The organism is Gordonibacter sp. RACS_AR49, assembly GCF_030418435.1.
Lineage (GTDB): Bacteria > Actinomycetota > Coriobacteriia > Coriobacteriales > Eggerthellaceae > Gordonibacter > Gordonibacter urolithinfaciens.
In genome coordinates, this window is sequence record NZ_JAIUDM010000007.1 from 35795 (window position 1) to 55518 (window position 19724).

At 68.0% G+C, this 19724-nt stretch carries 20 protein-coding genes; 16 read left to right on the plus strand and 4 right to left on the minus strand.

Going from position 1 to position 19724, the window contains the following annotated elements; translation table 11 throughout:
* The first annotated feature begins 28 nt into the window (after nucleotides 1-28).
* From LB310_RS11430 to LB310_RS11450, 5 genes are all read left to right on the plus strand, one after another.
* Complete coding sequence (locus tag LB310_RS11430) at nucleotides 29-781, plus strand: HAD family phosphatase (protein ID WP_087190546.1); 753 nt, start codon at nucleotides 29-31, stop codon at nucleotides 779-781.
* 198 nt (nucleotides 782-979) lie between these two features.
* Complete coding sequence (locus LB310_RS11435) at nucleotides 980-2611, plus strand: ribonucleotide reductase subunit alpha (RefSeq protein WP_087190547.1); 1632 nt, start codon at nucleotides 980-982, stop codon at nucleotides 2609-2611.
* Nucleotides 2612-2616: 5 nt separating this feature from the next.
* Entirely contained in the window at nucleotides 2617-3165 is a 549-nt protein-coding gene (locus LB310_RS11440; protein ID WP_087190548.1) for an Rrf2 family transcriptional regulator, read from the plus strand.
* Entirely contained in the window at nucleotides 3156-4031 is an 876-nt protein-coding gene (locus tag LB310_RS11445) for an adenine glycosylase (RefSeq protein WP_087190651.1), read from the plus strand. The genes LB310_RS11440 and LB310_RS11445 overlap by 10 nt, the downstream gene beginning before the upstream one ends.
* A 427-nt stretch (nucleotides 4032-4458) precedes the next feature.
* Nucleotides 4459-5037 (plus strand): manganese efflux pump MntP family protein, encoded by a 579-nt coding sequence (locus LB310_RS11450; RefSeq protein WP_087190549.1) that lies wholly within the window; start codon nucleotides 4459-4461, stop codon nucleotides 5035-5037.
* 5 nt (nucleotides 5038-5042) lie between these two features.
* Here LB310_RS11450 and pheA read toward each other — a convergent pair whose 3' ends face one another.
* Nucleotides 5043-5894 (minus strand): prephenate dehydratase, encoded by an 852-nt coding sequence (pheA, locus tag LB310_RS11455; RefSeq protein ID WP_087190550.1) that lies wholly within the window; start codon nucleotides 5892-5894, stop codon nucleotides 5043-5045.
* Nucleotides 5895-6258: 364 nt separating this feature from the next.
* On the opposite strand from pheA, the gene LB310_RS11460 reads away from it, so the two are divergent.
* The 5 genes from LB310_RS11460 (at nucleotide 6259) to LB310_RS11480 (ending at nucleotide 12085) form a co-directional block, all read left to right on the plus strand.
* Nucleotides 6259-7542, plus strand: coding sequence for a hydrogenase small subunit (locus tag LB310_RS11460; protein ID WP_087190551.1), 1284 nt, complete (start codon nucleotides 6259-6261; stop codon nucleotides 7540-7542).
* A gap of 6 nt (nucleotides 7543-7548) precedes the next feature.
* Nucleotides 7549-9195: a nickel-dependent hydrogenase large subunit gene (locus tag LB310_RS11465; protein WP_087190552.1), complete on the plus strand. Its 1647-nt coding sequence runs from the start codon at nucleotides 7549-7551 to the stop codon at nucleotides 9193-9195.
* Between the two features lies 1 nt (nucleotide 9196).
* Complete coding sequence (locus tag LB310_RS11470) at nucleotides 9197-9895, plus strand: cytochrome b/b6 domain-containing protein (RefSeq protein ID WP_087190553.1); 699 nt, start codon at nucleotides 9197-9199, stop codon at nucleotides 9893-9895.
* 235 nt (nucleotides 9896-10130) lie between these two features.
* Nucleotides 10131-11063, plus strand: coding sequence for an AraC family transcriptional regulator (locus tag LB310_RS11475; protein ID WP_301155084.1), 933 nt, complete (start codon nucleotides 10131-10133; stop codon nucleotides 11061-11063).
* A complete protein-coding gene (locus tag LB310_RS11480) occupies nucleotides 11060-12085 on the plus strand; it encodes a DMT family transporter (RefSeq protein WP_301155085.1) in 1026 nt (341 codons plus the stop codon). Before LB310_RS11475 ends, LB310_RS11480 begins: the two co-directional genes overlap by 4 nt.
* On the opposite strand, the gene LB310_RS11485 is transcribed toward LB310_RS11480, so the two are convergent.
* Nucleotides 12082-12642 carry an NADPH-dependent FMN reductase gene (locus tag LB310_RS11485; protein WP_087190556.1) on the minus strand — a complete coding sequence of 187 codons (561 nt, stop codon included), beginning with the start codon at nucleotides 12640-12642 and terminating at the stop codon, nucleotides 12082-12084. The genes LB310_RS11480 and LB310_RS11485 overlap by 4 nt on opposite strands.
* 176 nt (nucleotides 12643-12818) lie before the next feature.
* On the opposite strand from LB310_RS11485, the gene LB310_RS11490 reads away from it, so the two are divergent.
* The 3 genes from LB310_RS11490 to LB310_RS11500 all read left to right on the plus strand — a co-directional run bounded on the left by LB310_RS11490 (nucleotide 12819) and on the right by LB310_RS11500 (nucleotide 15120).
* The gene (locus tag LB310_RS11490) at nucleotides 12819-13247 is read left to right on the plus strand and encodes a viscotoxin-A3 (protein WP_087190557.1); all 429 of its coding nucleotides are present in this window, start codon (nucleotides 12819-12821) and stop codon (nucleotides 13245-13247) included.
* Complete coding sequence (locus LB310_RS11495) at nucleotides 13247-13903, plus strand: hydrogenase maturation protease (RefSeq protein WP_301155086.1); 657 nt, start codon at nucleotides 13247-13249, stop codon at nucleotides 13901-13903. The genes LB310_RS11490 and LB310_RS11495 overlap by 1 nt, the downstream gene beginning before the upstream one ends.
* A 224-nt stretch (nucleotides 13904-14127) precedes the next feature.
* Nucleotides 14128-15120 carry a GGDEF domain-containing protein gene (locus LB310_RS11500; protein ID WP_161959750.1) on the plus strand — a complete coding sequence of 331 codons (993 nt, stop codon included), beginning with the start codon at nucleotides 14128-14130 and terminating at the stop codon, nucleotides 15118-15120.
* A gap of 15 nt (nucleotides 15121-15135) precedes the next feature.
* On the opposite strand, the gene LB310_RS11505 is transcribed toward LB310_RS11500, so the two are convergent.
* Entirely contained in the window at nucleotides 15136-16830 is a 1695-nt protein-coding gene (locus LB310_RS11505) for a bifunctional diguanylate cyclase/phosphodiesterase (protein ID WP_123674105.1), read from the minus strand.
* Nucleotides 16831-17126: 296 nt separating this feature from the next.
* Here LB310_RS11505 and LB310_RS11510 point away from each other — a divergent pair, with 296 nt between their 5' ends.
* The 3 genes from LB310_RS11510 to LB310_RS11520 all read left to right on the plus strand — a co-directional run bounded on the left by LB310_RS11510 (nucleotide 17127) and on the right by LB310_RS11520 (nucleotide 19016).
* Entirely contained in the window at nucleotides 17127-17549 is a 423-nt protein-coding gene (locus LB310_RS11510; RefSeq protein WP_015539900.1) for a DUF488 domain-containing protein, read from the plus strand.
* 274 nt (nucleotides 17550-17823) lie between these two features.
* A complete protein-coding gene (locus LB310_RS11515; protein WP_096228317.1) occupies nucleotides 17824-18465 on the plus strand; it encodes a TetR/AcrR family transcriptional regulator in 642 nt (213 codons plus the stop codon).
* Nucleotides 18462-19016 carry a flavodoxin domain-containing protein gene (locus LB310_RS11520; protein ID WP_096228318.1) on the plus strand — a complete coding sequence of 185 codons (555 nt, stop codon included), beginning with the start codon at nucleotides 18462-18464 and terminating at the stop codon, nucleotides 19014-19016. Before LB310_RS11515 ends, LB310_RS11520 begins: the two co-directional genes overlap by 4 nt.
* Before the next feature lie 48 nt (nucleotides 19017-19064).
* On the opposite strand, the gene LB310_RS11525 is transcribed toward LB310_RS11520, so the two are convergent.
* Nucleotides 19065-19664 (minus strand): helix-turn-helix domain-containing protein, encoded by a 600-nt coding sequence (locus LB310_RS11525; protein ID WP_096228319.1) that lies wholly within the window; start codon nucleotides 19662-19664, stop codon nucleotides 19065-19067.
* Nucleotides 19665-19724 lie beyond the last annotated feature (60 nt).

Here is a 19724-nt window from a genome sequence, read left to right on the forward strand (position 1 = left end):
GACCTCGTCGCGACGATGAGGATGGCCTATGTCCCGACCGGGGGAGACGAATACGGAAGAACACCAGGGCGACGGCGTGCCGTTCGCCGGCCCTGACACGGGCCGCGAGGGCACCGGGCCGGCGCGGCTCGCAGTGTTCGACTTCGACGGCACGAGCATCGAGGGCAACTCGCCCGTGCTGCTCGTGCAGCACCTCATGGAGCGCGGCATGCTGCGCAAGCGGGTGATCTTCCGCATCCTCTTGTGGGCGGCGGCCTACAAGCTGCGCCTGCCCCAGAACGAGAGCAAGGTGCGCAGCCTGGTGTTCACGGCGTTCGAAGGGCGATCGGCCGAGGAGGTGGACCGATTCCTGGCCGACTTCTACGACGAGCGCATCGCGCTTTTGTTCCGCCCCGAAGCCGATGCCGCCATGCGCGCCCATGCGGCGGCGGGCGACACGGTGGTGGTCATCTCGGCCACCTTCGAGCCCATCATCCTGCGCGCCATGGAGCACCATCCCTTCGCGTTCCAAATATCCACGCGCATGCGCAAGGCGCCCGACGGCACGTACACCCGCGAGGTGGAGGGCCTGCCCGTGGAGGGCGAGGAGAAGATTGCGGCCGTGCAGCGCTTCGGCGACAACCGCTTCGGGCCGGGGAACTGGGTGCTGGACAGCGCCTACGGCGACCACCACTCAGACCGCGCGGTGCTGGGCGCCGCCCGGCACGCCTTTGCCGTCGACCCCGACCGACCGCTCGCCCGCACGGCCCGCGAGAAGGGCTGGACGGTTCTCGGCTGGTGAGACAGGGGGACGGGGATGACGTCTCATTCGCTTGCGGCGGCATCCCCGTCCCCCTGTCCCATCCCTTTCCATCCCGTGACGTTTTGAGGTTTTTGCGGCGCGCCCTATGCGCCTGCCCTCCAGTCCGGTAAAATGCGACTTGACCATATACAATTGCGCATCTGACAGGCGAAACATACTTGCGAAGGAGGTGGGTCCATGTTCGAGAACGCTGACGCGAACAGCTCACCAAGCCAAAACGACGAATACGGCAACTCTGCCGCCGACTACCTGCACCGCGCCGCGCAAGCTTGCGCGGCGGGCGACGCGGTGCTGGGCATGCACCTGTACCTCGCCGCCTTCGAGAAGGGGGCGCACGGCGCCTACGCGCCCGACGACGAGGCCGTGGGGGGCCTCCGCCAGGCATGGGCCCTGGCCTGCAAGCTGAAAGAGCGCTCGCTTGCCGAGTACATCTTCGAGAAGCTGGAGCCCTATCTGGCTTCCGACGAGGTGGCCGCTTGCGCCGAGCAGCTGCAGCGCCTTGCGCTCGACAAGCTGGAGGAGTTCGGGCTGACGCGCGAGGACCTGGAGGACATGACCGACATGATCTCCCAGGACTTCCTCGGCATCGATGCGCCTCGGCTCATGAAGGTGGAGCACGTCACGCTCCCGCGATCACCGCGTGCGGCGCTGCCCGACCCGGAGGAGGCGGAGGCTGCCGGAGCCGGGGACGATACGGCGAAGGCTGCCGAGAACGCCGGTGAAGCCGACAAGGGCGCCGCAGCTTGGCGGCGCGAGGCAGGCGGCACGAAGGGCGACCAGGGGAAGGGCGCATCTTCCGAGCATGCCGCGGCGCTCGCCCAGGCTGCCAAGGCGGTAGAGGACGCCATGGGCGCCGATGCCGACGCGCACGCCGTGGTGTCGGCGATCGAGCGCATCTCTTACGCCGATATCGTCGGCTACAACGACGCGGTAGCGCTCATGCGCGACTTCGGCCTGGGAATGCAGGACGACCCCCAGTTCCAGAGCCTTGTGGAGCTGCTCAACGCGCGCCACGGCCTGGACCGCATGCCGGCTGCCGACGCGATACTCTTCCGCTCGCCCGCCCGCGAGGACGCGAACCGCTTCATGGCGGCCACGCTCGGCGAGCTGGACATGCCGGCCATCCGCATGCGCATGGAGGAGAACCTCCAGGGCATGCCCGTGCTGTGCGTCATGGCGCAGGCCGACAACCAGCCCCAGCTCAACGCCGCGCGCAACGCCTTCGAGGGGCCGGGCGTGCTCATGCTGGAGGACTTGGACCTGTGGGCGTCGCCCATGACCGAGGGCGGCGACGACTTCGGCGGCTTCGTGTTCTCCAGCCTGTCGCGCGGTGCGCGCGAGGCTATCGGCCTCGTCCGCTCGGCGGTGGAGAACCCGGACGTGTTCGTGCTGGCCTCGGCGGCGGAGGCGGGGGAGATCGACCCGTTCTTCTACGACCTGCTGGAGCCGCTGTCCATCGTGGACATCGACTATCCCACGCCGGAGGAGCGCGTGGACATCTGGATGGAGATCGCGCGCGAGCATCCGTCGCTGCGCGGCGTGAACCGGGTCGACCTCGTGCGTCTGTCCTCCGGCATGCCCCGCTACGACATCTACATGGCGGCGCGCGAGGCCATCGAGGAAGCCTACAAGGCCAGCCTCGTGGCACGGCGCTACGTGCCCGTCACCGCAGACAACCTGTTCGACAAGCTGGCGGCATACCAGCCGCTCGACTCGGACGAGTACCGTGCCCTCGAGGACGCCGTCGTGCGGGACTTCCGCCGCGACCTCGACCATCTCGACGATCTGCTGAAAGGAACCGAGGAGTAGACTTTATGGATATCACGCGACGCTGCGATTACGCCTGCCGTATCCTCCGGGCCGCCTACAAGAGCGGCGACGCCTACGTATCCGTGTCCGACATCGCCGAGGACGAGGACATACCCTACGCGTTCGCGCGCAGTATCCAGCACGACCTGGTGAAGGGAGGCCTCATAAAGACCGTGCGCGGCGCGCACGGCGGTCTCATACTCAACTGCGATCCGGCCGAGGTGACGCTGCTGGAAGTGCTGGAGGCCATCCAGGGGCCGGTGAGCATCTCGCTGTGCGCCCTGGATCCCGACTACTGCCAGAAGCAGCCGGAATGCGCCTACAACAAGGTGTGGCAGGGCGCGGACAGGCTGCTCAACGGCTACTTTGCATCCATCACGCTCAAGGACCTGTTCGAACAGGGAGCCACCCATCCCGTGGTGGAGGGGGCCATGGGAGCAGGGGAGGCGCCCTCGCCGGCCGTCGGCGCCGTCGTGCCCCGCGACGCGTCGGAGGCGCGGGCGAGCGCCTGCGCGTGCGCGCGCCGGACCTGCACGCAGGGCCCATGCCGCTGACGGACGGCCCGCGGCCCGCGTGGCCGCCCGCCGTGCCCGACCGCGAGGCGTTCACGGCGCTCGTGCGCGAGCGGGGGGCGGCTCTTTACCGCGACCTTCCGTGGCGCAACCTCGACGATCCCTACGCCGTGCTCGTGTCTGAGATCATGCTCCAGCAGACGCAGGTGGCGCGCGTGGGGCGGTTCTGGGAGCGCTTCATGGCGCTGTTCCCCACGATCGACGCGCTTGCGTCGGCCGACACGTCCGACGTTCTGGCCCAGTGGCAGGGGCTCGGCTACAACCGCCGTGCCCTTGCGCTGAAGAGGACGGCCGACCTCTGCGCCGCCGAGCGCGGCGGTCAGCTGCCCTGCACGGCCGAGGAGCTGGTGCAGCTGCCCGGTATCGGCCCGGCCACGGCGGCCGGCGTCGTGGCGTTCGCCTTCGACCGCCCCTCGCTCTACCTGGAGACGAACGTGCGCACGGTGTTCCTGCACGAGCTGTTCCCGAACCGCGAGGGCGTGAGGGATCGGGAGCTGGCTCCCCTCGTGGCGGACACGTGCCCCGAGGAGGGCGCCCGGGCATGGTATTACGCGCTTTTGGACTACGGTGCGCATCTGAAGACGCAGGTGGCGAACCCGTCGCGGCGCAGCGCCCACCATACGCGCCAGTCGGCCTTCGAGGGGTCGCGACGGCAGAAGCGCGCCGAGCTCGTGCGCATCGTGCTGGCTGCTCCGGGCATCGCCGTGCCGGAGCTGGCCGAGCGCCTGGACGCCTTCGAGCAGGCTGCCGGCCGCCCCTGCGTGGATGCGGACGTGTTCGACGGCATCGTCGCCGACCTGGTTTCCGAGGGCTTCTTCCGCCGGGAGGGCGACCTGCTCTTCGCTTAGGGGGCGGGGCGGCTATGGTCCGCGTCGACTGGGCGCCCACGGGGCCGGTATTTGCCATAGCCTCTGTTCTCGTCAACGTCTCGGCAAGCTCCTGATCAGGTGATAGAGCATATTGCGCCTGATCAGGGAAGCGGACGAAAACGGAGGCTGTGGCATGGCGTTTCCCGTCTTGGCGGCGGAAACCTGTGCTAGAATATCCGAATCCCGTGGGGGAGTAGTCGGCGCCGAAAGGTGCGGCTGCGTCAACATGCTGCTTCTTCTCGAAGCTGGCGCAACCTGAAACGACAAGACTCGCGGTGTGGCGCCCGACGCCGCACCGCTCGCTTCTGCAGCCGGTGCGCACGCGCCGGTGTTTTTTTGCCTGCAGCCCGGATCGGCGCTGCGGCGCGGCCAGGGGGATCGCGGAGAAGACGAGAGGAATACGACCATGGGATTCGCGGAGCTGTTCTTGATCGCGGTGGGGCTGTCGATGGACGCCTTCGCCGTATCGGTGTGCAAGGGCCTGTGCATGAAGCGCCTGGACATGCGCCAGGCACTGGTCATCGCGCTGTTCTTCGGCGGTTTCCAGGGACTTATGCCGCTCCTCGGCTGGGCGCTGGGGACGCAGTTCGAGCGTTACATCACGCCGGTGGACCACTGGATAGCCTTCGGCCTGCTGGCGCTCATCGGCGGCAAGATGCTGTGGGACGCCTTCCATGAGGACGACGATGAGCTGTCCTGCCCTGCCGACGGCAGGCTCGACTTGCGGGAGCTCGTCATGCTCGCCATCGCCACGAGCATCGACGCGCTCGCCGTGGGCATCACGTTCGCGTTCCTGCGCGTGGACATAGCCCTGTCCGTGGGGCTCATCGGCGTCACCACGTTCGTGCTGGCTCTCGTGGGCGTGGCCGTAGGCCATCGCTTCGGCGCGCGCTACGAGAAAGCCGCCGCCATCGCCGGAGGCGTCGTCCTCGTCCTCATCGGCACGAAGATCCTGCTGGAGCACCTGGGCATCCTGGCGCTCTAGCGCCCTTAATCCACGGGGTAGCTGCCGAGCACCTTCACCTCGCGCAGCTTCAGCCTCAGGCAGTTCAAGGCGGTCTGCACGGCCAGGGCGTTCGCGCTCTCCTCGAACTCGATGAAGAACATGTAGTCGCCCAGCTGCTGCTTGGTGGGACGCGACTGGATCATGGACAGGTCGATGCCCGCGTAGGCGAACTCCGACAGTATCATGTTGAGCGTGCCGGCGCGGTTAACCTGCAGGAACAGCGCGAGCGAGGTCTTGTAGCGCTCGCCGCGGAACACGGCGGGGTGGCCCTGGCGGCCGATGAGGGCGAACAGCGTCTGGTTGCCGAAATGGTCCTCGATGTCGCGCTCGGCCACGCGCGCGCCGTGCAGCTCGGCCGCGAAGGCGTTGGCGATGCCGGCCACGTGCACGTCCTCGGCGGCCATGCGCGCGCTCTCGGCCGTGGACGACGTGGTGATCGTCGCGCGCCCCGGCAGCCGCTCGGCCAGGAAGCGCCGGCACTGCGCGAGCCCCTGGGCGTGCGAGGCCACGCAGGTCACGTCCTCCAGCTTCGCGTCGGGGTGCAGCACCAGGCAGTGGTGGATGTCGAGCACGTGCTCGCCCAGGATGGAGGCCTGGCTCTTGAACGCGAAGTTGTCGAGCGTGGCGGTGACCGACCCCTCGAGCGAGTTCTCCTTCGCCACCACGCCGAACTCGCACTTGCCGCGGTCCACGGCGTCGAACACCTCGTCGAACGACGCGCATTCCAGGAGCGCGGGCTCGTCGATGCCGAGGCGCGCCGCGAAGGCGCGGGCGGCCTCGTGGGTGTAGGTGCCGGCGGGGCCGAGGTAGGCGAACACGGGTGCGGAGACGGGCATGGGGTTGTCCTTCGGTCGATGTGGATGCGACGGTCGCTTTGCGCGCCATCTTATGATATCCTTCCGAGCGGTGTTGCCCGAGGAGTGGGTCGCTTCTATGCAGGAATCCAACATTTCTCCTGTTTTTCGATGAGCGGCCTTGTATCGCACGTGGTTCGAGGAGGTTGGCCCCGTTATGCGAGATTTTGCATAAAATCGCGCCTAACCTGCATAAATCATGTTACGAGTAGGGGTATCTGTAACATTTTTGTACCATTTGCGGCCCAAACGTTGCGCTCGCGTAGACGCTAAGCCACAAGAAACACTTCTCGGGGAAAATGCTAGCAGTGAATGTCAGACGAGAAGCACCTGAGGAGGTGTGCACATGGAAACAGAGGCCACGGTTTCAGAGTTTCAGGAGATGCTCTCCGCTCGCGGTGTGACGCGGCGGAGCTTCATGAAGCTTTGCGGCGCCGTTGCCGCGGCTGCCGGGCTGTCCCAGCTCGCCGCGCCGCAGATAGCGCAGGCCCTCGAGAAATCCGTGATCGGCGCTACGAAGGGGAAGCTCTACCCGGTCATCTGGATCGAAGGCGCGTCGTGCACGGGATGTACCGAGTCGTTCGCCCAGGTCGAGACGCCGGATCCCGCGAGCGTCGTGCTGGAGCTGATCTCGCTCAACTATTCGGAGACGCTTTCCGCGGCTGCGGGCTGGTCGATGGAGGAAGCCAAGGAGCAGACGATCGAGGCCGGCAACTACATCCTCGTGTACGAGGGTGCCGTGCTGGAGGGTTGGGAAGGCCAGGCGCTGCGCGTGGCCGACAAGCCCGGCACGGAGCACCTGATCGAGGCTGCGGAGAAGGCCAACGCCGTGGTGGCGCTGGGTTCCTGCGCCGTCAACGGCGGGTGGATGGGCGCCCATCCGAACAGCTCGGGCGCGCTCGGCGTGCAGCAGTTCCTGGAGAAGGCGGGCATCGATGTGGATGTCATCAACATCCCCGGCTGCCCCGCGAACCCCGAGTGGCTCGTGTCCGTGCTCGTGGACGTGATCATGCTCGAGAAGCTGCCCCCGCTCACCAACGAGGGCAAGCCCGAGGGCATCTTCGGCCAGACGATCCACGACAACTGCGAGCGTCGCGGCCATTTCGAGAACGGCGAGTTCGTCTACCAGTTCGGCTCCGAGGAGGAGGCCAAGGGGTACTGCCTGTACCCGCTCGGCTGCCGCGGGCCGCAGACGAAGTCCAACTGCGGCGTGACGCTGTGGAACAACCGCCGCAGCTGGTGCGTGCAGGCGGGTTCCCCCTGCATCGGCTGCTGCGAGGCTGCGCCGAACGATCCCGGCCACAACTGGGTCGAGGTCAACACCCCGTTCTACAAGCGCCATCGCGACCTGCGCATCGGCGATTGGATGGTCCAGCCCGGCACGATCGCGCTCGGCATCACGGGCATCCTGGCCGCCGCGCTCGTCGTGCACGGCTTCGGCATGAAGATCACGGGCCGCATGGACGGCGGCGCCGACTTCGAGAAGGTCCGCGCCTGGGACAAGAACCACCCCGACAAGGCGATCGGGAAGTACGACCTCACGCGCGACGAGGCCAAGGCCGCGTGCGAGAAGAGCAGCCGCAACGCGAACGCGAAGGCTGTCGAATCCGATGAAGAAGAAGGGAGGTAAGCCTACATGACCCGTTCAGTTATCGACCCGATCACCCGCATCGAGGGCCACCTCCGCGTGGAGATGGAGGTCACCAACGGCAAGGTCTCCGACGCCTGGGTATCCGGCGGCTGCTTCCGCGGCATGGAGATGGTCGTGGAGAACCGCACGCCCGAAGACGCCGCGCAGATCGTGCAGCGCATCTGCGGCGTGTGCCCGGTGTCGCATGCCCACTCGTCCGCCATCGCGGCCGAGAAGGCCTACGGCATCAAGATCTCGAACAACGCGCGCATCATCCGCAACATTCTGGAAGGCGCCCAGTTCCTGCACAGCCACATCCTGTGGTTCTACAACCTGGCTGCGCTGGACTACGTGAACCCGCTCAACGCTCTCAAGGCCGACGCGGCCGATGCCTACGACCTCGCCCAGGCCGCCGGCACGTCCACGAACAGCGACTTCGTGGCCCTGAAGGAGCGCCTGTCGAACTTCGCCGACAACGGCCAGCTGTCCATCTTCTCGGGCAACTGGTTCGACGCCGAGGACGGCACCGGCTACAAGCTGCCGCCCGAGCTCGACCTCATCTGCACGGCCCACTATTTGGAGGCGCTGCAGATGCAGGCCAAGGCCTCCCAGGTCTCTGCCATCATCGGCGGCAAGATGCCGCACGTCATGACGCTGATCCCGGGTGGCACGGCGTTCGTTCCCACCGACCAGAAGCTCGACGACCTCAAGTACCTCGTCGACGAGATCTACAACTGGGTCGAGGCCACGATGATCCCCGACACGCTCGCCATCGCGCCGTACTACATCGACGCGCTCAACTGGGGCAAGGGCTGCGGCCGCTACGTGGCCTGGGGCGTGTTCGAGAACGAGAGCATGGAGCTCAAGGACCGCTACCTGCCCATGGGCGTCATCGACGACAAGCTCAACCTCTCCGACGTGAAGGAAGAGCTCATCACCGAGTACATGGGCCACTCCTGGTACAGGGGCGAGGAGACCTACACGTCCCCGTACTTCGTCACCGAGCCCGAGTTCACCTCCTACGACGTGAACGACCGCTACACGTGGGTCAAGTGCCCCGCTTACGACGGCAAGCCCTACGAGGCCGGCGGCCTGTCCCGCATCCTCGCGGCGTACAAGCGCAACGTGCCGTTCATCGTGGAGCAGGTAGACGGCCTGCTGGAGGCGCTGGGCGCCCCCGGCCAGATCGGCGTGGCGCAGTCCACGCTCGGCCGCACCGCCGTCCGCCAGATCGAGACGCTCTACATCGCCGGCCTCATGAAGGACTGGGTCGCCGAGCTCTGCGAGGCCGTGAAGAGCGGCGACAGCGAGTACTTCCGCGAGCCCGCCACCATCACCGGCTCCGGCACCGGCTTCTGGGAGGCGCCGCGCGGCGCGCTCTACCACTCCGAGGAGGTCAAGGACGGCAAGATCACGGGCTACCAGATCATCATCCCGACCACCTGGAACCTCGCGCCGAAGAACGCCAACGGCGAGAGCGGCCCGATGGAGCAGGCCCTCATCGGCAACCCGGTGGGCGACATCGAGAAGCCCATCAACGCGCTGCGCACGGTGCACAGCTTCGACCCCTGCACGGCGTGCGCGGTCCACATCACCGAGCCGGCGACGGGCAAGAGCTTCGAGACCGTCACGAGCCCTTGGGGGGTGAAGTAGCATGGCGCACTTGGCACACTACCGCGAAGCGCATCCGATGCCCTTCGTCATCACGCACTGGATCAACCTCGTCTGCATGATCCTGCTGATCGTCACGGGCTTCAGCATTCACTTCCCGTTCTGGCCCGCGTTCATGGGCATCGCCCGCGGCGTGCACGTGTTCTGCGGTTTCATCCTGTTCATCAACTGCATCGTCCGCGTGATCATGGCCTTCTTCGTGAAGTCCTCGCCGGCCGGCGGCACGCGCTACCAGGTCACGGACTACAAGACCTGGCTGCCCCAGGCCGACAACCGCCACCAGCTGGGCGCATGGATCAAGTACTACCTGTTCCTGAAGAAGGACCACCCGCTGGGCGCCAAGCTGGGCGTTCCACAGAAGATCAGCTACCTGGCCATCCCCATCCTCATCATCCTGATGTTCTACACGGGCCTGGCCCTGTGGGCTCCCACGATGAACATGGGCTTCTTCGCGGCCGGCACGGATCTGGTGGGCGGCCTCATGTCGATGCGCATCATCCACTACTTCATGATGTACGTCTTCATCTGCTTCATGTTCATCCACATCTACCTGGCGAACATCGAGGGCATCTCCCCGACGCTGCTCATGTTCTTCTGGAAGGAGCACGGCGGACTCGTGTACGATCCCGAGCACCACACGATCGTGGGCGACGACGACCTGCATCACGGCGAGAAGGCGTAAGCGCTCGGCATTCGCTCCGCGCATCGCGTCTCCATGAGGGAGGGGACCTGGGAAACCGGGTCCCCTCCCTTTTTCGCGGGCGGAGAGGCGTGCGCCGTCTGCCGGGCGTGCAATAACGTACAAGCGCCGCGGCGCATGCATCGACTATACTGTGCCTTTGCGAAAGGAGAGCAGGCGTATGCGATGCGAAGGCGGGCGGACCGGGGGTCCGCAGGCGGCGGAGGAGCCGCGGGGCATGGACGCGCGCGAGGTGCGGGCGCTCGCGCGCCCCGACGGGTCCATCGTGGAGGTGTGCTCGCTGGCCGGGAACATCCGGGCGTTCCCGAACCACCTGCACGACCATTACGTGGTGGGAGCCCTGTACGCCAGCCGCCGCGCGCTCACCATCAGCGCCCGCGAGCTGCACGTGCTGGAGCCCGGCGACGTGTTCCTGGTCAACCCCGGCGACCCCCATGCCTGCGACCCGCTCGACGACGAGCCGTTCGCGTACCGCTGCGCGAACGTGCCGGTGGCCGCGATGGCCGCGCTTGCCGGGCCGGGCGGGGGACCGGCGGACGCGCCCGAGCGCGCCCGCGCCGCGGGAGGTGCGCCGACTGCCGAGGTCGGGGCCGTTGCGGGCCCGCCCGGCCGGGCCGCGGACGGTTCGGCGCCCGCCGCGCCCGCGCCACGGTTCGCCGTTCCCGTGCTGCGGGATCCCGCGCTGTTCGAGCGGGCGGACGCGTTCTTCAAGCGGGGAGCGCACGAGGGTGCACCGGCGCTCGACGAGCTCGACGGTTTGCTGCGCGCCCTTCTCGACGCGGCCGACGCGGCGGCCGGCGGCGCGCGGGCGTGTGCGGAGCTGGGAGGCCCCGTGGCCGCCGCACGGGCGTTCGTGGATAAGCGCTACGCCGAGCGCATCGCGCTCGAGGACCTGGCGGCCGTCGCGCGCACGAGCCGCTATGCGCTCGTGCGCGCCTTCAAAAGGGAGCTGGGCATCACGCCGGGCCGCTACATCGCGGCCGTGCGCGTCATGCACGCGAAGAGCCTGCTGGAGCAGGGCTGCACGCCCGTGGAGGCCGCCGGCCTCGCAGGCTTCGCAGACCAGGCCCACCTCGGGCGCGTGTTCCGCAACGTGACGGGGCTCACGCCGGCGCGCTACCGCGCCGCCTGCGCGGGGGATGCCATATGAGCGCACGCGAGGCGGCGGCGGTCGCGCGGGCGGCCGGAGGGTCGGCGGCGCGCGGGCACCTGTTCGCGCTCTTCACCGTGGCGGTGTGGGGCACGACGTTCGTGGCCACGAAAGTGCTGCTCGTGGACTTCGCGCCCATCGAGATACTGTTCTACCGCTTCCTCATAGGGTTCTTGGTGCTGTGGGCGTGCCGTCCTCGCCATGTGAGGCTCGGCGGCTGGCGCGAGGAGGCGCTCGTAGCGGCGGCCGGGCTCACGGGGGTGGTGCTGTACTTCCTGTTCGAGAACATCGCGCTCACCTACACCACGGCCAGCAACGTGGGCGTGATCGTGGCGGTGAACCCGTTCTTCACGGCGCTGCTGTCCTCGGCGCTGCTGCGCGACGAGAAGCTGCACCCGGTGTTCTTCGCCGGGTTCGCGCTTGCCATGGCGGGCATCGTGCTCATCAGCTGGGAGGGGCTGGGCACGGGCGGCGTGGTGGGCGACGCGCTTGCGGTGGCGGCCGCGGCCGTGTGGGCGTTCTACGCCGTGCTCACCCGCAAGCTTTCGCTGCTGTGCGACGACACCATCCAGATGACGAAGCGCACGTTCGCCTGGGGCCTCGTGCTCATGGTGCCGGCGCTGTTCCTGCTGGACTTCCAGTTCGGCATCGAGCGGTTCACCGATCCGGTTGCGGCCGCGAACATGCTGTTCCTGGGCGTGGGCGCGTCGGCGGCGTGCTTCGCCACGTGGGGCATCGCCGTGAAGCTTCTGGGCGCCGTGAAGACGAGCGCCTACATCTACCTCGTGCCGGTGATCACGGTTGCGGCGTCGGTGCTGGTGCTGGGCGAGCCGCTCACGCCGCAGATCTGCGTCGGCGTCGTGCTGACCTGCGCCGGGCTCGTGCTGTCCGAGCGAGGCAAGGGCGCGCCGCCTGCGGAGGCCGCAGCGTGCGGGGACGGCTGCGCGGGCGCGGTGGGCGCGGAGGCCGCGGGCGGCGCTGGAGTCCACGGCTGCGAGGAGGCTGCGCCCGACCGGCGCTAGAGGCCCTCGCGCTCGATGAAGCGCACGAACGCCCGCGCCTGCCGCTCCAGGTAGGGTGCCGAGGAGTCCAGCGCGAGCACGCCGTCTGCGGCCTGGGTGGCAATGTGGGGGATGGCCAGGCGCGGCTGGTTCATGATCCGCGCATCCAGGAAGCTGAGCACGCCCACGAGCTGCTCCTGCGCATGCGCCGCCCCGCTCATGCCGATGCTGGCGCCGGCCAGCGCCACGGGCTTGCCGGCCAGCACCTGGCCCTCGGCCTCGCTCACAGGGCGCGAGAGCCAGTCGATCAGGTTCTTCAGCGGGCCGGGGATGGCGTGGTTGTACTCGGGGCTGAACAGCCACAGCCCGTCGGCGCGCTTGACCTCGTCGCGGACGCGCGCCACGGCGCCGGGCGCAGGGTGCTCGATATCCTGGTTCATGAGCGGGACGTCGTCCCAAGCGAGCAGCCGGAAGCCTGCTTCGGGGTGCAGCCTGCCCAGCGCAGCCCCCGCGGCCTCGGCGAGCTGGCGGTTGTAGCTTCCCTGCCGAAGCGATCCGGCGATGGCGAGTATGTCCATGAGGTGCCTCTCGATCCATTAATGTTATCATCTTGGTGTCATATGATAGCACGTTTGACATGTCGCGGCTTGGATTGGCGTTGAACCGTCACGGAAAACCGCTTGGCCCCCTGCGCCTTCTGCAGGCGACGGCTTCGCTATAATAGGCGGCGATCACGAGAGCGAAGGAGATATCGGTGGCTGAATTGACGGACCAGCAGATCGCACGGGAAGAGAAGTTCCTGGAGGGCATACCGCGCCTCAACGTGGGTGCGCTGTTCCTTCCGCCCATCTGGGGGCCGGCTCATGGCATGTGGGCGGCGCTCCTGTTCTATCCCATCTGGCTGTTCGCGGACAACACGTTCTACGCGGCATGGACGGAGCGCACGCCGCTTGCGCTCATCGTGGCGGCAGCCGTTTTCGTGACGCTCACGGCGGGCACGGTGGCCTTCTCCCTCATCGGGCAGCCCTTCGCTGCGCATCGCGCCGCCTCGCGCGGCGTGGAGAAGGATGCGTACCTGCGCCGTCAGCGCGTATGGGCCGCGGTGAGCGTGGTCGCGGGTTGCGTCATGATCGCCGGGGCCACGTACTACAACCTGGCCATCCGCCCGACGTTGGGGGCGTGATGGGCATGGGGGAGGAGCATGCCGCGGGCGGCGCGGTCGCGACGGGCGCGCCGGAGGACGGCCTGTTGCCCGACGAGCGTGCGGCTGCGAGCGCATCGGAAGGAAGCGCCCAGGTTCGCGGCGGCGCCGCGGGCGCGCCGGAGGGCGGCGCTGTGCGGCGCATCGGGGTGTTCTGCGTGGGGAACAAGCTCATGCTGGACGACGGGCTGGGCACCGCCGTGTACGAGGAGCTGGTAGAGCGCTACGAGGCGCCCGGCAACGTGGAGCTCTTCGACGTGGGTTGCCTGAGCATGGATATGCTGCCGTACGTGCGCGACTTCGACGTGCTCCTCACCGTGGACGCGGTAGACAGCACGGACGCCGAGCCGGGCACCGTGTTCCGCTTCGAGCCCGACGCCATGGCGCGCCACTCGGGTGCCACGGCATCGCTGCACGACTTGAAGCTCGTCGACCTGTTCGACGCCGCCACGCTGCTGGGCTACGAGGCCGAGGGCCTGTGCCTGGGCATGCAGGTGGAGAACCCTTCGCCGGCCGTGGTGACGGTGGGCCTCACGCCGAAGGTGGCCGCCGCGCTGCCCCTCCTGGTGGAGACGGTGGCGGGCGAGCTTGCGCGACTGGGCTCGCCGCTTGTCCCGCGCGCGGGTGCAGCCGGATAAGGACGGCTTCGTAACGGCACGGTTTCAACGCAGCCAACGTTCCGTGAAGCGCCTTTACAGGGAGCCGACGCCGCTGGTAGCATGCTGACCTCGTGAGGACGGCCCTTTATGGAGGCAACCCCGTAATGCCCCGCGCGGCCCTTCGGCCGCCCTTGGTGCGGCGCCGATGCGTCGCGGCCTCCTCCTCCCGTTCCAGAGAGCCAGCAAGAGGAGTGCCGAGCACCGTGCCGAACCCCAGCGAAGAGACCGACTACCTGCGTGCCATGCCCGTGCCGTTCGCCGTCGTCAAGACCATCCCCGACGAGGAGGGGCGCACCGTCGACCTGGTGTTCGCCTATGTAAACGATGCCGCCATCGCCTTGGCAGGCTGCGCGCGCGAGGTGCTCGTGGGCTCGTCGGTGTTCGATGCCTGCCCCGATGTTGCGCGCTGCATGCTGGGAGTGCTGGACGACACGGCGCGCACGGGCGCCGCGCAGTACTTCACCTGCCGCAGCGTTTCCGGCGACCGTTACTTCTCCGTGCGTTCCTACCGCCCCCGCGAGGGCTTCTGCGCCTGCGTGCTCCAGGACGTTACCGAGCAGGCTCTGCTGGACCGCCGATTGCGCGAGGAGCGTCGTCTCCTGGAGCGCCAGGCCATGCGCGATCCGCTGACCGGCCTGTACCATGTGCGGCAGGGCAGGCGCCTCGTGGAGGGCGCCCTTGCCGAACCGCGCTGGGAGGGTGCGTGCAGCGCGCTGTTCATGTTCGATGTGGACGACTTCAAGAAGGTGAACGACGAGCACGGGCACCACCGCGGCGACGACGTGCTGCGCGGGTTCGCCCAGCTGCTGGAGCAGTCGTTCCGGCGTACCGACATCGTGTTCCGCGCGGGCGGCGACGAGTTCTCCGCGTTCGTGGCCGACATCCCGTGCGCCTGCGTGGCCGAGCGGATATGCTCCGACGTCATCGCGGGCGTCGAGCGGCTCTCGGCCGAGGGCGTGCCGGTGAGCGTGAGCATCGGCGCTGCCGTGGGGAGGCCCGGCTGGTCGTACGAGTCGTACTACCGCGTGGCCGACCAGGCGCTGTACCGCATCAAGCGCACGGGGAAGAGCGCGTACCGCGTGGCCGTAATGGACGGCCCCGCCGCCCCCGCGTCGGCCCTGTCCGGGGCGCCCGAGCGCCGCAGCCTGCGGCGCTCCGCGCGGAAAGGGGCGCCGCGTACCCAGCCTGCGGCCTGACCTGCGCGGGGCCGGTCAGGCCTCTTGCTTTCCGGGGCCGCCCGCGCCCAGGAAGCGCTCCTCGAACTGCCCGGCGGTCAGCGGGCGCGAAACGAGGAATCCCTGCACGCTGTCTGCACCGATGGCGCGCACGGTGTCCAGCTCGGTTCGCTCCTCAACCCCCTCCACCGTCACCTCGATGTCCACGCTATGGCAGAGATCGATGACGGCGTCGATGAACGCGCGGTTGAACGACTCGGCATGGATGTTCTTGATGAACAGCCGATCGATCTTAACGATGTCGGCCGGCGACTGCGACAGCAGGCCGAGCGAGGAGTACCCCGTGCCGAAGTCGTCCATGGCCAGGCGTATGCCGATGGCGCGCAGCCGGTCGAACGTCGCGCGCAGCGCCTCCAGGTCGGTGACGAAGTAGCTCTCCGTCATCTCCAGCACGATACGGCTCGGCTTGGTGCCGGCCTCGACCAGGGCATGCTCCACGAACGGCACGAAGTCGGCCTCGAGCAGCTGCAGGTAGGAGATGTTCACGTTCATGATGAAGTCGGGCTGGACGAGGTCCCATGCCGCGCACTGCCGGACGGCCTGCTGGAACACCCAGCGGCCCACGGCGCCGATGAGGCCGTAGGACTCCAGCACGGGGATGAACTCGGCCGGGCTCACGCTGCCGAACTCGTCTGCGCTCCAGCGCAGCAGCGCCTCGGCGCCGACGATGCGCAGCGTGTCGGCGTCCACGAGCGGCTGGTAGTGCAAGGGGAAGCCCCGCATGCCGTCCATGACGGACGCCTGCAGGCGGTCGCTGAGCTCCAGGCGGCGCAGCTTCTCCCTCGACATGTCCGACGAGAAGAACGACACGGTGTTCTTGCCGCGGTGCTTGCTCTCCTCCAGCGCGCTCTCGGCATGCTTGATGAGGTCGAGCCCCGTGGAGCCGTCCTCGCCGACCATGGCGATGCCGCCGGACACCGTGCAGAAGTACGGCACGCCCTCGATGGCCTGCTGGCGGTTGGCGAAGGCGTGCACGGTGCGGTACAGGTCCTCCATGGCGCCGCGGTCGGCATCGTCGAGCACGACCGCGAACTCGTCGCCGTCGAAGCGGAACGCCGAGGCGTTCTCGGGCAGCAGGCGCTGGAGCGTCTGCGCGAACTGGCGCAGCACGCCGTTGCCGAACGAGTGGTCGTTGAGCGAGTTGATGCGCGAGAAGTCGTCGAGCCCCAAAAGCAGGACGCCGCCCGAGGGGCGCTCGTGGGCGAGCAGGCGGTCGAGCACCTGCAGGCACTTGCCGTGCATGAACAGGCCCGTGGTGGCGTCCACCTTGCCCTTGCGCTCCAAGCTGGTGACGGCGCCCGAGAACAGCACGGGCGCGCCGTCGTCGTCGTGCATGAGCAGCCCGCGGCATACGATCCAGATGTACTCGCCCTTGCGGTTGCGCACCTGGTACTCCAGGTCGTGCTCGTCGGTCTTGCCGCAGAGCATGTCGTCGATGGATTCGTCGAAGCTCTGGCGGTCGCGCTCAAGTATGAGCTCGCGCCATCGGGGAATGAGCCCCTCGAACACGCGTCCGGGCAGGTCGAAGTCGTGCAGCATGTTCTCGGACACGAGCGCCATGTCCGTTTTCATGTCGATGATGTAAAGGTAGTCGTCCGTGCTGTACGCTATGGCATCGTAGAACAGGCGCGGATCGAGGTCGAAGGAGTTCAGCGCTTCATTCGCGTCCATGCAGGGCTACCTCGCGTCTTGTTGACGGGCATTCAAATTAACGTTGATCGTATTGTAAGGTCAATCGGCCTTCTCGGCGAGCAGAAAACGCAAGGAGAGGGGTTTTCGGCAGGCTGCGGCCGGCCCGGGCGCCGGTGCGCGGGGTCCGGCGGGCTCGGCCGTGGCGGTTGCGTGACGAAACGCCTGCGGTTGCGCCACAACGGCTGCGCGCGGCTCTGGAGCGCGGGCGGCGCGGTTATGGTGTTCCGAAAAGCCGTGGCCCGCGTTCGCGCGCGGCCGAGAAGGAGCCTTCCGCCATGCGAATCAACACGATCAGCGCCTACGAGACCACTGCCGAGAAGTTCTTCGGCGCCTTGGAGTCATGGGACGTCGACCTGCTGCTGGACACGCGCTTGAAGAACACGAACCAGCTGGCAGGCTTCACCAAGAAGAACGACCTGGCGTACTTCGTGCCGAAGCTCCTGCACGCCGACTACGTGCACGACAAGCTGTTCGCCCCGGCGCCCACCATGCTCGAGCGCTACCTGCACGGCAACATCGGCTGGGACGCCTACGCCGACGCCTATCGCGAGGACATCCGCGAGCGCGAGGCCGTGCCGCAGTTCTACGACCGTTACGGCGAGTACAAAAGCGTCTGCCTCCTGGGCACCGCCACCCACAAGCGTCGCAGCCACGTCGAGGTGCTCCAGCAGATGCTCGAGGCCGCGACGAAGGGCTAGCGCCCTCGCTTCGCCGGCATCGGGCGCCCGCTTTCACGCCGCCTGCGCCTGGTCTTGCGCCGAGCCAGCCTTGCCATCCGCCGAGCGGTGATTCCGTCAGCGCGTGCGATCCACGCACTTCGGGCCCGCTTCCTGCGAGACCGTCTCAAGCCCTGCTCTTCCCGTTTCCCTATGCCGATGCTCCATGGGAAGCATCGGTACGGTTGTTGGGTCTCCTTGCAAAACTAGCAATTACTAGTATAATAGCTAGCGCACACTAGTTTTAGGAGGATACGTGAGGAGCAGGGACACGAAAGGGCGAATCGTCGAGGCGGCGTTCGGGTTGTTCGCGGAGCAGGGGTACCATGCCGTTTCCGTGCGCGACATCGCGGCGGCGGTGGGTGTCAAGGACGCGTCGCTCTACAACCATTTCCCGGGCAAGCAGGCCATCTTCGACGCGGTGCTGGCCGCGCAGCTCGAGCGCACGCGCGCGGTGTTCGCGGAGCAGGGCGTCATGACCGCGCCGGTCGAGGACCCCGCCGGGTACGCCGGTGCGTTCGAGGAGACGGAGCGGCGGGTGCTGGCGGGGTTCCGGCACTTCTTCGCGGACGGGGACATGGTCCGGCTGCGCCGGCTGCTGGCCGCAAGCCGGTACGCCGACGCCCACGCTGCGGAGGCGTTCCGCTTCGTGTTCGTGGAGCAGCCCCTGGCCATCCAGCGCGCGGTGTTCGAGCACCTGATGGCCATCGGGCAGTTCGCACTCGACGACGCCCAGGCCCTCGCGCGCGAGTTCTACGGGCCGGTGTTCCTGCTGCTGCTCTCGGACGTTCCCTGGGAGGACGCGGAGCCGCTCATACGCGACCACCTGGGACGGTTCTTCTCTGCACATGCGATCGGGGCACCTGCGGGCGCTGCGGCGGAAGGAGGCGCGCGATGAGCGCCATCGTGGTGTACGCGTCGCAGACAGGGTTCACGCGCCGGTACGCGGAATGGATCGCAGAGGAGCTGGGCTGCGAGGCCGTGCCGGTGGAGCGGGCTGACGCGATAGATGCAGGCGCGTGCGACGTGGTCGTGTTCGGCGGCTGGTTCCATGCGGGCGGCCTGGTGGGGAAGAAGTGGCTCGCGCGCACCCGGGCAGCGCACCCGGGCACCCCCTTCGTCGCGTTCGCCGTGGGCGCGACGCCGCCGGAGTGGACCGACATGGTGGACGAGGCGATGGCGCGGGAGTTTCCCTCGCCGGAGCTCGACGGCGTGGAGCGGTTCTACCTGCGCGGCGGGTTCGCCTACGAGAGGCTGAGCCTGCCGAACAAGCTGGCCATTAAGATGTTCTTCAAGATGCAGGAGAAGCAGGCGGCCACCGACCCACGCGCCGCCGAGATGCTCTCGGGGATGCGCGGCGGCTTCGACGGCACCGACCGCGCCGCCATCGCGCCGGTGGTCGCCCGGGTGCGCGAGCTGGCGGCCGCGGCCGGCCAGCCGCCGGCCTGACGGGTGCTCGGCCGGCCCGTCGCCGACCGCTTGCCGAGCCGGATGCGCCTAGCGGCGAGGGTGCGCGGCGGGATGCCGCATGAGGCCGTGCTCGGTGCACCAGGTGTAGAGCGTGCCGCCGGGCAGGTGCGGCAGGCGCGCCTCGCCGCCCTGCTCGGGGTACAGCTTCTCCACGGCCAGGCTGTCGTAGCCCACGACGGCGGCGAAGCCCAGGCTGTGGGCCTTCTCCATGGGATGGTCGAACGTGAGGTACCAGTCGCCCTCTGCGTCCTCCACCCGCACGGCGTGCACGTCGTCGGCGGCTTGCACGGGCAGCGGCCCGAGCTTCCTGCCGCAGCAGGAGACGTCGGCGTCCCCCGTGGTGGTGATGATGTTCTCGCAGGAAGGGCAAACGCGGAATGCCGTGCGCCTCATAGTGCCTCCTTGGAGCTCGTCGGGGGAGAGGCTGCCTGCCAAAAGCGCCTCGACGGTGGCGCCCAGCTCTTCGGCGAGCGCGGGCAAAAGCGACACGTCGGGGCAGCCGCCCCCGCGCTCCCACTTCGACACGGCCTTGTCGCCCACGCCCACGAGCTGCGTCAGCTGGAGCTGCGTGAGCCCGCGCTCCTCCCGCAGGCTGCGGATGAGCTCGCCGGTGCGTCTGATGTCCATGGTTCTCCTCCTGGTTCGGTTTCGCGTGCCGTCCCACGATACCCGTGCGCGGCGGCGCGC